This window comes from Knoellia sp. B-D-2 (assembly GCF_057714695.1).
In genome coordinates this window covers 1,775,932-1,788,180 of the sequence record NZ_CM173189.1, presented here as the reverse complement: position 1 = coordinate 1,788,180, position 12,249 = coordinate 1,775,932, and the positions used below count along the sequence as shown (strand labels likewise).

10 protein-coding genes are annotated in these 12,249 nt (G+C 73.4%); 5 read left to right on the top strand and 5 right to left on the bottom strand.

Going from position 1 to position 12,249, the window contains the following annotated elements:
- Window positions 1–16: 16 nt before the first annotated feature.
- The 3 genes from AC3EU2_RS08555 to AC3EU2_RS08545 are packed head-to-tail and all read right to left on the bottom strand — an operon-like array spanning window position 17 to window position 4,170.
- Complete coding sequence (locus AC3EU2_RS08555; RefSeq protein ID WP_488179280.1) at window positions 17–2,155, bottom strand: molybdopterin-dependent oxidoreductase; 2,139 nt, start codon at window positions 2,153–2,155, stop codon at window positions 17–19.
- 4 nt (window positions 2,156–2,159) lie between these two features.
- Complete coding sequence (locus AC3EU2_RS08550) at window positions 2,160–2,972, bottom strand: crotonase/enoyl-CoA hydratase family protein (protein ID WP_488179279.1); 813 nt, start codon at window positions 2,970–2,972, stop codon at window positions 2,160–2,162.
- 10 nt (window positions 2,973–2,982) lie between these two features.
- Complete coding sequence (locus AC3EU2_RS08545) at window positions 2,983–4,170, bottom strand: MFS transporter (protein WP_488179278.1); 1,188 nt, start codon at window positions 4,168–4,170, stop codon at window positions 2,983–2,985.
- Between the two features lie 104 nt (window positions 4,171–4,274).
- Between AC3EU2_RS08545 and AC3EU2_RS08540 the strand changes: the two genes are divergently transcribed.
- A complete protein-coding gene (locus AC3EU2_RS08540; protein ID WP_488179277.1) occupies window positions 4,275–5,240 on the top strand; it encodes an NADPH:quinone oxidoreductase family protein in 966 nt (321 codons plus the stop codon).
- On the opposite strand, the gene AC3EU2_RS08535 is transcribed toward AC3EU2_RS08540, so the two are convergent.
- The gene (locus AC3EU2_RS08535; protein WP_488179276.1) at window positions 5,230–6,414 is read right to left on the bottom strand and encodes a DUF5005 domain-containing protein; all 1,185 of its coding nucleotides are present in this window, start codon (window positions 6,412–6,414) and stop codon (window positions 5,230–5,232) included. The two genes, AC3EU2_RS08540 and AC3EU2_RS08535, sit on opposite strands and share 11 nt — an antisense overlap.
- Here AC3EU2_RS08535 and AC3EU2_RS08530 point away from each other — a divergent pair.
- Window positions 6,405–7,031 (top strand): TetR/AcrR family transcriptional regulator, encoded by a 627-nt coding sequence (locus tag AC3EU2_RS08530; RefSeq protein WP_488179275.1) that lies wholly within the window; start codon window positions 6,405–6,407, stop codon window positions 7,029–7,031. The two genes, AC3EU2_RS08535 and AC3EU2_RS08530, sit on opposite strands and share 10 nt — an antisense overlap.
- On the opposite strand, the gene AC3EU2_RS08525 is transcribed toward AC3EU2_RS08530, so the two are convergent.
- The gene (locus tag AC3EU2_RS08525) at window positions 7,018–8,049 is read right to left on the bottom strand and encodes a Y-family DNA polymerase (protein ID WP_488179274.1); all 1,032 of its coding nucleotides are present in this window, start codon (window positions 8,047–8,049) and stop codon (window positions 7,018–7,020) included. The two genes, AC3EU2_RS08530 and AC3EU2_RS08525, sit on opposite strands and share 14 nt — an antisense overlap.
- A gap of 242 nt (window positions 8,050–8,291) precedes the next feature.
- Between AC3EU2_RS08525 and AC3EU2_RS08520 the strand changes: the two genes are divergently transcribed.
- The 3 genes from AC3EU2_RS08520 to AC3EU2_RS08510 all read left to right on the top strand — a co-directional run bounded on the left by AC3EU2_RS08520 (window position 8,292) and on the right by AC3EU2_RS08510 (window position 12,170).
- Window positions 8,292–10,364: an NAD(+) synthase gene (locus AC3EU2_RS08520; protein WP_488179273.1), complete on the top strand. Its 2,073-nt coding sequence runs from the start codon at window positions 8,292–8,294 to the stop codon at window positions 10,362–10,364.
- A 100-nt stretch (window positions 10,365–10,464) separates the two neighbouring features.
- On the top strand, window positions 10,465–10,998 hold the full coding sequence (locus AC3EU2_RS08515; RefSeq protein WP_488179272.1) for a VOC family protein: 534 nt from the start codon (window positions 10,465–10,467) through the stop codon (window positions 10,996–10,998).
- Window positions 10,998–12,170 (top strand): luciferase domain-containing protein, encoded by a 1,173-nt coding sequence (locus tag AC3EU2_RS08510; RefSeq protein WP_488179462.1) that lies wholly within the window; start codon window positions 10,998–11,000, stop codon window positions 12,168–12,170. The genes AC3EU2_RS08515 and AC3EU2_RS08510 overlap by 1 nt, the downstream gene beginning before the upstream one ends.
- Window positions 12,171–12,249 lie beyond the last annotated feature (79 nt).

Below are 12,249 nucleotides of genomic sequence, written 5' to 3'. Positions count from 1 at the left end.
CCTCTCGAGCTCGAGGTCAGGGCTCGTCGGTCGCTGCGAGGGTGACGACGACGGGTATGCCGTTGAGCACCGCGTTGCCCGACACCCCTTCGACGCGGGCCGGGTCGGTGAGGTCGTTCATCGTCACGCCGGGGACCTCGACGGCGTGGGCCATCCGGACGCCGGGACGGCGGTGACCGTAGCCGTGCGGCAGGGACACGACGCCGCGCATCACCTCGTCGCTGGCGCGGACGTCGACGCGCACCGACGAGACCTCGGACGTCACGGTGGCGAGCGACCCGTCTTTGAGGCCGCGGGCCGCCAGGTCGTCCGGGTGCATGAGGAGCTGGTGGCGAGGCCGACCTCGGGTGAGCCGGGGGCTGTTGTGCATCCACGAGTTGTTGTCGCGCTGGTGCCGGCGGCCGATGAGGACCAGGTCGTCGCTCGACGCGGCCCGGCGCAGGGCGGGCAGCCGCGACCTGAGGAGGGCGAGCCCGTCCGTGACGACCTCGGGGGTGAGCGAGATGCGGCGGTCGGGCGTGCGCAGCCGCTCGGGGAGGCAGGGCCGCAGCGGCCCGAGGTCGACCCCCCCGGGTGTGCGGGCGAGCCGACGCACGGACAGCCCGGTGCGAGCCGAGCGCAGGAGCAGGTCGATCGAGAGCCGGGGCGAGACTGCGAGGCGCAGGCGTTGCTGGAGCGACGGACGGCGTCCGCGACGCCGCAGCAGGGCGAGGGTGAGGTCGCGGGCGATCTCCCAGTCGTGGCGTGCGTCGTCGGGCCGCTCGAAGAGCGCGGGAGAGAAGCGAGCCGTGTTGCGCACCGCGAGCGTGTGGAAGATGAGGTCGTAGTGGTCGCGCTCGAGCGGGCCCGTCGGCGGCAGGATCACCTGCGCGAGTCGCGTGGTCTCGTTGATGTAGGGATCGACGGCGACGACGGCCTCCAGCGAGGCCATCCGCTCGGACAGCCGTGAGCCGGCCGGGGTCGACGACACGGGGTTGCCGGCGATGGTGAGCAGTGCGCGGATCGCCGGCGCGTCACCCTCCATCTCCTCGGCCATCACCGAGACGGGCAGCTCGCCGCCGAACTCGGGCAGCCCGCGCACCGCCGACGTCGTCCGACCCCGGTGGCCGCGGCCGATGAGGCCGCGCCCGACGATGTCGACCGCCGGGGTGGTGAACATCGTGCCGCCGGGCTGGTCGAGGTTGCCGGTGATCACCATGAGGCACTGGATCGCCCACTGGCAGAGGACCCCGAACTCCTGGGTCGACACCCCCATCCGCCCGTGGACCGCGGCGCCTCCCTGCGCGATGTCGCGAGCGAGGTCGCGGATGGCTTGCGCCGCAACGCCGCTGACGCGTGCCGCGACCTCGGGCGTGAAGTCCGCGACGAGCAGCCGGAGCGCGCCGATCCCGTCGACGTACGCCGCCGGGCGGGCCAGGCCCTCGGCGAGGACGACGTGGACGAGCGCGAGCAGGACGGTCGCGTCGGTGCCCGGGCGGACGAAGTGGTGCTCGTCGGCGACAGCCGCCGTCTCGGTGCGGCGCGGGTCGAGGACGACGAGGCGCCCGCCACGGTCGTGCAGCTCGCGCACCCGGGCGGGGAAGTCCGGCACCGTCCACAGGGAGCCGTTGGACGCCATCGGGTTCGTCCCGACGAGGACGACCAGCCGGGACCGGTCGATGTCGGGGACGGGCAGGAGGAACTGGTGCCCGTACATCGCCCACGCCACGACGTGGTGCGGCAGCTGGTCGACGCTCGTGGCGCTGAAGACGTGCTTGCTGCGGAGGGTGCGCGGGACGGAGATCCCATGGGTGAGGGCGCCGAGGCTGTGCACGTTGGGGTTGCCGAGGTAGGTCGCGACGGCGTCGCGGCCGTGCCGCTCCTGCACCCCGTGCAGGAGGTCGGCGGCGAGGTCGATCGCCTCGGACCAGCCGATCTCGACCCACTCGTCCCCGACTCGCCTGACCGGGCGCCGGAGCCGGTCGGGGTCGGTGTGAAGGTCCTGGAGCGCGACGCCCTTGGGGCAGATGTGGCCGCGCGAGAGCGGGTCCTCCTTGTGGCCCTTGATGCTGACGATCTCGGGCCCGCGGACCTGCACCTCGAGTCCGCACATCGCCTCGCAGAGCACGCAGGTGATGTGCCGGGTGCTCACCTCCGATTCGGCTTCAGTCGCCACGGCGTCAGCCTCTCGGGTCGATGCCGGCACGCGGTCGGTATGCCGGCCGCTCGCGTCGCGTGGCCGCCCGCCGCGCCTCGGCCGCGTTGGCGCCCATGAGGAGGCGGGCCTGCTCGAGACGCTCCCACCGGAAGGTCCGACGGTCGCCGGAGCTCCACGTCCGGTTGAACAGCCGCTTCGTGGCGGCGACGGAGTCCGGCGAGCGCTCGGTGATCGCGGCCGCGAGGGCCAGCGCACCGGCATACGGGTCGTCGTGCTCCTGCGTCGCGAGGCCGATCCGGACGGCCTCGGTGCCCGAGACGGTCTCGCCGGTCATCGTCAGCCGCTTGGCGACGTCCATCCCGACCTGCTGGGAGAGCGCCTGGATGCCGCTCATGTCGGGGATGATCCCCCACTTGGCCTCGAGGACGCTCCACGAGGCGTCGGGCGCGGTGACCCGGAAGTCGGCCGCGAGCGCGATCTGAAGCCCGCCGCCGAGGCAGTGGCCCCGGACCGCGGCGATGACGGGCACGGGCAGCCGCCGCCACGCCCAGCACGCCTCCTGGAAGGTGTTGGTGCCGCGCCACGGTCGCGGGGCGAACGCGGCGGCGACGCGTCGCGGCTCGCTGAGGACGGCGGCGAAGTCGAGCCCGGCGCAGAAGGTGTCGCCCTCGCCGGAGAGGACCACGGCCCGCAGCGTCCGGTCCCCGTGCAGCCGCCGCGCCGTGTCGACGAGCTGCTCAAGGGTGTCGAGGGTGAGCGCGTTGAGCTTGTCGGGACGGTTGAGCGCGACGTGCGCGACACCGGCCTCGATCCGGCTGGTGACGAGTTCGGTCATGCGAGCGACTCTAGGCCCGGGCCAGCACCGGCCGGGTGTCGGAGCGGTGCTTGAGCAGGCTCAGGCCGAGCACGACGGCGCCCAGCACGGACAGTCCCGCGCCGATCCAGCTCGGCGCGGTGTAGCCCCAGCCGGCGGCGATGACGAGGCCCCCCAGCCAGGCCCCGAGGGCGTTGGCCGTGTTGAGCGCCGCGTGGTTGCTCGCTGCGGCCAGGGTCTGAGCCTGCCCGGCGACCTGCATGAGGCGCAGCTGGAGGTTGACGACGAGGATCCCGGCGAGCACCGACGAGAGGAAGTAGAAGAACAGGGCGGTCGGCCACCACTGCGCGGTGAGGGCGAACGCCACGAGGTTCACGCCCATGCCGACGCAGCCGATGGTGATCGAGCGCAGCACCGACCACTCGCCCAGCCGGCCGGCCAGCGGCGTGCCCACGAGACCGCCGATGCCGGAGGCGAGGAGGAAGATCGGGACGGCTCCCGCGTCGAGCCCGGTGACGTCGGTGACCGTCGGCGCGATGTAGCTCGCCATGGCGAACATGCCGCCGAAGCCGATCGCCCCCACGAGGAGGGTGAGCGCCACCTGGGTCGTCGCGAAGCCCTTGAGCTCGCTCTTGATCGTGCTCTCGAGGTTGCGCGCGATGTGTGGGATGCAGGTGGCGAGCATGGCGACGGTGAGCACGCCGAGGACGGCGACGAGCCAGTAGGCCGAGCGCCAGCCGTAGTTCTGACCGAGCCACGTCGCCCCCGGCACCCCGGCGACGTTGGCGACGGGGATGCCGAGCATGACCCGGCTCACCGCGCGACCGGACTGCCCGGCCCTCGCGAGGTCGACCGCGACGAGGGCGGCGACGCCGAAGAAGGCGCCGTGCGGCATGCCGGAGACGAACCGGGCGACGAGGAGCCAGTCGTAGTCGGGCGCGAGCGCGGTCCCGACGTTGCCGATGACGAACGCGACCATGAGGCCCACGAGCAGCGCCTTGCGCGGCCAGGTCGCCCCGAGCACGGCGAGCAGCGGGGCGCCCACGACGACGCCGGCCGCGTACGCCGAGATGGTGTGGCCGGCCTGCGGGATCGACACCGAGACGCCCTCGGCGATGTCCGGGAGCAGACCCATCGTGACGAACTCGGTGGTGCCGATGGCGAAGCCGCCGACGATGAGGGCAATGGTGGCCCAGAGGGCATGGCGGGGTGCAGGCACGAAAGAACAAGCCACCCGGGGGCCGTGGCATTCCCTCGGAGCCGGACCAATCGGCGGGCGGCTCCCGGGGTCCCCCCCGGAAGGCGGCTCCTAGGATCACGGGTATGCGCGCAGCGATGGTGACCCGGCTCGACGGACCCGACGCGGTCGAGGTGGTCGACGTGCCCACCCCAGAGGTGCCCACCGGCCGGGTGCTCATCGACGTCGCTGCCGCCGGGGTGGCCTACCCCGACGTGCTGCTGACCCGCGGCGAGTACCAGGTGAAGCCGCCGCCGCCCTTCACCCCCGGCGCCGAGGTGGCCGGCTTCGTGAGGGTCGCCCCGGCCGGGAGCGGTCTCGAGGTCGGTGACCGGGTCGCGGCCTTCCCGTTCCTCGGCGGGTTCGCTGAGCAGGTCGTGTGCGACCCGGACCTCGTCCTCCCGCTGCCGGACGGCGTGACGTTCGACCAGGGCGCGGCCCTTCCGATGAACTACCTCACCTGCCACTTCGCCCTCCGCCACCGCGGACGCCTCGCCGAGGGCGAGAAGGTCCTCGTCCACGGGGCGGCCGGCGGGATCGGCACCGCCGCGGTGCAGCTCGCCAAGGCGTGGGGCGCCACGGTGTACGCCGTCGTGTCCGACGACACCCGGGCCGACGTGGCGCGCCGGGCGGGCGCCGACGAGGTCGTCCTGGCCGAGGGGTTCAGGGACGCGGTGGCCGACCTCACCTCGGGCCACGGTGTCGACGTCGTCGTCGACCCGGTCGGCGGGGACCGGTTCACCGACTCGCTGCGCTCGCTGGCGCCGCTCGGCCGGCTGCTCGTCATCGGCTTCACCGCCGGCTCGATCCCCGAGGTCAAGGTCAACCGGCTGCTCCTCAACAACATCGACGTGGTGGGCGTGGGCTGGGGTGCCTACTGGATGGGCCGCCCCGGGTTCGTCCGCCGGCAGTGGGACGACCTCGCGCCGCTGCTCGAGGCGGGCGTGCTCGATCCGGTCATCGGCTCCGTCCGCGACCTCGAGGAGGTGGCGGTCGCGTTGGTCGACATCGACGAGCGCAGGGCGACCGGCAAGGTCATCCTCACCCCCTGATCTGCGCGAACAGCGGCCGGCCGACGGTCGGGTCCTGGCGCAGGCGCTCGAGGTCGGTCGTGTTGCGGGAGATCGAGACGAGCAGTGCCCCACCGGCGAGCGGGACCTCCGGGTGCGCCAGCGGCGCGTAGCTGAACTGGTCCGTGCCGGTGAGGAACGGTGCCGCGAGGGCAGCGGTGCGGGTCCACGGGCCGACGGGCGTGTCCGAGGTCCACGTCGCCACCGTGGAGCCGAGGTCCCCGTCCTGCTTGGACACCGCGACGACCTCGCCGTCGACCTCGTCCACCGACAGCGTCTGCGACACCCCGCCGTCCGCGGCGATCACCGGCGCCGCGCGCCGGGCATCGGGCTGCCAGCGCGACCCGTCCCAGAACTCCCATGTCCGTCGGTCCGTGGGGTTCGACAGGGCGGTGCGCCCCACCATGAGGGCCCGCCCGAACGCGGTCCCGGGCGGAAGCGCCGTCCCGTAGACGTAGACGTGGTCGTCGGACAGCATGGCGGCCGAGCCCCAGTCGACCTGCTGGGCGCTCTCGTCGTCGGGCGTGAGCCGGAGGATGCCCTCGAGCTGGGGCGCCTCGCCCGGCTCCACGGTGAACGTCACGGCGTCCGACCCCAGGTAGCGGAACCCCCACACGTCCTGGCTGCCCCCGCGCCGGATCCGACCGGTGAGGACGACGATCTTCTCGGCGCCGCCGTCGCGCACGACCGTCACCGACATCGGCCAGCGCACCACGCCGGGCTCGACGTCGGGGATGACCGCGCCCCTCGCCGTCGGCAGCACCTGGCTGAGGCAGAGCCCCGACGTGACGAGCATCGAGTTGGCGACCATGCCCGGCGCGACTCCCGGACGGCGCAGCGTGTCACCGAACAGCCAGACGATCCGGCCGTCGCCCAGCCGCGCACTCGCGCCGATGTCGCCCGCCTGCCAGTGCGGCAGGTCGGCACGGGCGACGACGGCGTTGAGCTGGTCGACGGTCGGAATGCCCGTCCCCGTCGCCGGGGCGGGTGGGCAGTCCACCGACATCGCGTAGGCCGCGCCCTCGCGTGGGCCGTCTGACCGGGTGGCGCAGCCGCCGGGGACGAGCAGCACGGCGAGGAGCGCCGCCACCGTCGACGCCGGGTGACGCCGCGTGACGCCGGCGCGCCCGGGGACGACGCGCGGGAGTGCAGCCATGGCGTCTCCGGTCGCTGTCGTCCGCGAACGCCCCCTCGGCGGCGGCTCCCCTGCGGGAGCGACTGCTGGGCGCCCTCGGCAGGGCCCTCGTCGAGCAGGGCCTCGCGAGGACCACCGTCGCCGACGTCGCCCGCCTCGCGGGAACGAGCAAGCGCACCTTCTACGAGCACTTCGCCGGCAAGGACGAGGCGTTCCTCGCCCTGTATGCCGCGCGCTCCGAGCAGCTCATCGCGTCCATCGAGTCGGTCGTCACCGACCCTGCGGCGCCGATGGAGGACCAGGTGCGCGGCGGCGTCGCGGCCTACCTCGGCCACCTCGGGTCGGACCCCGAGCTCGCCAAGGCGCACATGCTCGAGTCGCACACCCTGGGCCCCACCGGGCTGGAGGCCCGCCGTCGACTCATCGACACACACGCGGCGTACCTGCGCGAGCTCGTCGCCCGGGCTCGCCCCCACCACCGCGAGCTGCGGGCGCTGTCCGAGCCGGAGTCGGTCGGTGTCGTCGCGGGGCTCACTGAGCTCACCCTGCGGGCCAGCCTCGACGAGGAGCCCCTCGACGGCGAGGCGCACGTGGCCGTGGTCGTCGGCTTCCTCACCACGATGCTCACCCGGAGCTGACGGCCGGGAGTGCGAACGACACGCCGACCATCGCCACGCCGCGGCCGTCGTCCTCGTATGCCGTCCGCTCCAGCGCCGCGAGCGCCGTCCGGACGAGCGCGGCCGGGTCCCGCTCCGGCTCCTCGAGGGGGCCGGGGGCCACGAGCGTGTGCCCGTCGTCGAACCGGATGTGGACGTCGAGGCGGGTGGGTGCGCGCGGGTCGTCGCCGAGCCGGTCCAGGGCGCGAAGGACGTTGTCGCGCAGGGCGTCCCGGATGACCGAGCGCTGCCGCGTGGCCCGACCGAGCGACCGCTGCGACGACACCGACCGGCGCGGGCCGGGCAGGCGGATCGTCGCGTCGTCCTGCCCGTCCCGGATCGCGACGAGGTTCCTGGCCATCGCCTTGGCGACCCGTCGCTCCACGAGGGCGTCGACGCTCCACCCGGCGAGGTCGGCGACGTGCACGATGCCGGCGTCGTGCAGCCGCCCGGACGTGGCCGGGCCGACGCCCCAGAGGTCGGCCACGGGGAGGCGGGGCCGGACACGCGCCTCCGTCTCGGCGTCGACGACGACGAGCCCGTCGGGCTTGGCGCGTCGGCTCGCCAGCTTGGCGAAGAGCTTGGCGCGGGCGACGCCGGCCGAGACGGGCAGGCCCAGCTCACGCCGAGCCCGGGCGCGCACGTCTGCCGCGATCCGGCCGGCCTCCTCGACCGATCCACCGTCGAGGGCGGAGACGTCGAGGAAGGCCTCCTCCATCGAGCCCGGCTCGACGAGCGGCGTCACGTCCGTGAACAGCGACATGAGCGCGGCGCTCGCCGCCTCATAGGCCTCCCCCCGGAACTCCGCCACGAGCAGCCCGGGCCAGCGACGCAGGGCGAGACGCAACGGCATACCGGCATGGACGCCGAGCGCCCGCGCCTCGTAGCTTGCACAGGCGACCACCTGGGGGCCGACGACCACGGGGCGGCCGCGCAGCGCGGGGTGGTCACGCTGCTCGACCGAGGCGAAGAACGCGTCCGCGTCGGCGTGGATGAGCACGCCTCCCACGCTGCCAGCCGCCGCCGACACCCTCTCGCGCACCGCTGTGCACTGCTGCGCCGGGCGGCAGCACCGCACACTCCCCCTGTGCACTGCTGCGCCGGGCGGCAGCACCGCACTCTCCGCCTGTGCACTGCTGCGCTGGGGTGCAGCAGTGCACCGTCGGCCTGCACTGCTGCGCCGGGGTGCAGCAGTGCACAGCGCGAACCGGGAACGTGCGCGTGCTCTGACAGACTCGCGGCATGGACTTCCGCAACGCCTACGCGCACGGGTTCGCCCGGGTCGCCGCCTGCACGCTGCCCGTCGTCATGGCCGACCCGGCGAGGAACGCCCAGGCAACCCTCGAGCAGGTGCGGACCCTCCACGACGACGGCGTCGCGGTCGCCCTCTTCCCCGAGCTCGGGCTCAGCGGGTACGCCATCGACGACCTCCACCTGCAGGACGTCCTCCTCGACGAGGTCGACCGCGCCATCGTCACCATCGCCGAGGCCACCGCCCAGCTCACCCCCGTCGTCGTCGTCGGTGCCCCCCTGCTCATCGGCAACCGCCTCTACAACTGCGCCGTCGTCATCCAGGGCGGCCGCGTCCTCGGCGTCGCGCCGAAGTCCTACCTGCCCAACTACCGCGAGTTCTACGAGAAGCGCTGGTTCGCCGCCGGGGACGACGCGGTCGACACGCTCGTCAACCGCCCGCACTGGCCCGGCGCCGACGAGGACGGCGACATCGCCTACGGCACCGACCTCCTCTTCGAGGCGAGCGACGTCCCCGGGCTCACCGTCCACGTCGAGATCTGCGAGGACATGTGGGTGCCGGTGCCGCCGAGCCACCGCGCCGCCCTCGCGGGGGCGACGGTGCTGCTCAACCTCAGCGCCTCCCCCATCACCGTCGGCCGGGCCGAGGACCGGCACCTCCTCGCCCGCAGCGCCAGCTCACGCTGCAACGCGGCCTACCTCTATGCCGCCGCGAGCGAGGGTGAGTCCTCGACCGACCTCTCCTGGGACGGCATGACGATGGTCTACGAGATCGGCGACCTGCTCGGCCAGAGCGAGCGCTTTCCCACCGGGCCGCGCGCGACGGTCGTCGACGTCGACCTCGACCGGCTGCGGCAGGAGCGGTTGCGCCAGGGGAGCTTCGACGACAACCGCCGCGTCGAGGGCATCGGCGAGCCCGGCGGCGAGTCCTTCCGCGTCGTCGCGTTCGAGCTCGACCCGCCGACCGGCGACCTCGGGCTGCGGCGCAAGGTCGACCGTTTCCCGTTCGTCCCCGACGACGAGGCCCGGCTCGCCCAGGACTGCTACGAGGCCTACAACATCCAGGTGTCCGGGCTCGAGCAGCGGCTGCGCGCCATCGGCCAGCCCAAGATCGTGATCGGCATCAGCGGGGGCCTCGACTCGACCCACGCCCTCATCGTGGCCGCCAAGGCGATGGACCGGCTCGGCCGTCCCCGCACCGACATCATCGGCTTCACCATGCCCGGGTTCGCGACGAGCGAGGGTACCCGGTCCAACGCCATCCACCTCATGGAGTCCCTCGGGATCACCTTCGAGACCCTCGACATCCGGCCCGCGGCCACGCAGATGCTCAAGGACCTCGGCCACCCCGCGGGCGACGGCGACGAGGTCTACGACGTCACCTTCGAGAACGTCCAGGCCGGCCTGCGCACCGACTACCTCTTCCGCGCGGCCAACCAGCGCGGCGGGATCGTCCTCGGCACCGGGGACCTCTCCGAGCTGGCGCTCGGCTGGTGCACCTACGGCGTGGGGGACCAGATGAGCCACTACGGCGTCAACACCGGCGTCCCCAAGACCCTCATGCAACACCTCATCCGCTGGGTCGTGGCCTCGCAGCAGTTCGAGGGCGAGGTCAACGACACCCTCGGCGAGATCCTCGACCAGGAGATCAGCCCCGAGCTCATCCCCACCAAGGAGGGCGAGAAGGTCCAGTCCACCGAGGACTCCGTGGGGCCCTACGCGTTGCAGGACTTCACGCTCTACCACGTGCTCCGCCGGGGCTACCGACCGAGCAAGATCGCCTTCCTCGCCCAGCACGCCTGGTCCGACGCGGGGAGCGGTGAGTGGCCGGCCGGCTACCCCGAAGGTGAGCGGCCGGCATACGACCTCGAGACGATCCGGCACTGGCTGGAGGTCTTCGTGAGGCGCTACTTCGCCAGCCAGTTCAAGCGCTCCGCCCTGCCCAACGGGCCCAAGGTCGTCGCGGGCGGCACGATGTCGCCCCGCGGTGACTGGCGTATGCCGTCCGACGTCTCGGCCACGGCGTGGCTGGCCGAGATCGAGCGCAACGTCCCCGCCGCCTGACCCTTCCCGGTCGAAGCCGTCATTAGTTGACGGAACAACAATTGGTCTGGCAAAGTTACTTGAAGTGTCAACCAACGCGTCCTCTGCCCCGGGAGTCCCCATGACCATCGCCGCCGTCCGCCTCAACCACGCCGTGCTCTTCGTCGCCGACCTCGAGCGCAGCCTCACCTTCTACGAGGCCGCCTTCGGCGTCGAGGTCGTCGCGCGGGAGCCACGCGCCAACGCAGCCTTCCTACGGATGCCGCGCTCGGGCAACCACCACGACCTCGGCCTCTTCGGCGTCGGCGCGCAGCCGCCGCGCCAGCGCGGGGCGATCGGGCTCTACCACCTCGCGTGGCAGGTCGACACGATCGAGGAGCTGGCGCAGGCCCGCGCCACCCTGGTCGAGCTCGGCGCCTACGGCGGCGAGTCCAGCCACGGTGCGACGAAGAGCATCTACGGCCAGGACCCCGACGGCAACGAGTTCGAGGTCATGTGGATGCTGCCGCGCGAGAGCTGGGGCGAGTACGAGAACTCCGCCCCCATCGACCGCCTCGACCTCGACGGCGAGATCGCCCGGTGGGCGGGCACCCGGACCGCGTCCGAGCTCGTGCCGCTCAACTCGGTCGACGCGCCCGACTCGGTCGACGCGTGATGACCGCCGCCTTCGGCGCCCCCGTCGTTGCGTTCCACGGTGCGGACCTCCCCGAGCAGCCCCTCGTCGTGCTGCTCCACGGCCGCGGCTCCGACGAGCGCGAGATCCTCGCGCTCGCGCCACACCTCCCCGCGGGAGCGACGTACGCCGCGGTCCGCGCCCCGATCGCCGAGGGCGGCGGGTACGCCTGGTTCGCCAACCGCGGCATCGGCCGCCCCGTCGCCGAGTCCCTGGCCGCGACGATGGCGTGGTTCCGGGGATGGCTCGACGAGGTCGCCCCGGCCGGGCGCCCGGTCGTGCTCGTGGGTTTCAGCGGTGGCGCCGCGTTCGCCGGGGGGCTCGTCCTCTCCGACCCCGCCCGGTATGCCGGCGCCGCGATCCTCTACGGCACCCTCCCCTTCGACGCGGGCGTGCCGACCACTCCCCACCGCCTGGCGCTGCTGCCGGTCTTCGTGGCCCAGGGCGACAGCGACACCGTCATCCCGCGCGAGCTGCTCGACCGGACGTGGAGCCACCTCCACGCCGAGTCGGGCGCCCCCACCCAGGGGCATCGCGACCCGGGGGGCCACGGCATCACCCCGTCCGCGCTGCAGCAGCTCGCCGGCTGGCTGCACGCGCGCCTCACCCACGTCCTCACGCACGGGACGCCCTCACCGGTCGCCGGGCCCACCGGTGGCGCCGACGTCGCGTGGCCGACCGTGCCCGGCGGGCGGCTCGCCGACCGTCGCGGAGCGCGTCCGGAGGTCTCCTGGCGCATCCCCCAGCAGCAGCTGTCCGACACCTCCCCGGTCGAGGTCCAGGAGCGGCTGTTCGACCGGATCTCCGCCCTCCCCGACGTCAGCAGCGGCGAGTCCCGGATCTCCGTGCCCGGCGCCCGCGGACTCGTCCTCGGGGCGTCGTCGGGTCCGGACGAGGCCTTCCTCGTCCCGGAGGTCCGGGAGTTCGCGCACCTCCACCCGGCATACGACGGGTCACTGCACCTGGCCCTGCCTCCCCGGCAGGCCGCGGACGTCGTCGCCCACGGCTGGGGCACCCCGCACCCGTGGGCGGGCAGCCGCCTCGGCCTCGGCTTCACGATGCTCTTCGGTCCGCGTGACGACGACGAGCTCGAGGTCGTCGCCGGCATCGTCGCGGCCAGCCACGCCTTCGCGTCGGGCACCGCCGGCGCCTGAGACAGGTACCTGCGACCGGGCTCGATCCTCCTCCTCCGTGACGGTCGAAGGAACGCGTCCTCGGTGACCATCACCGAAC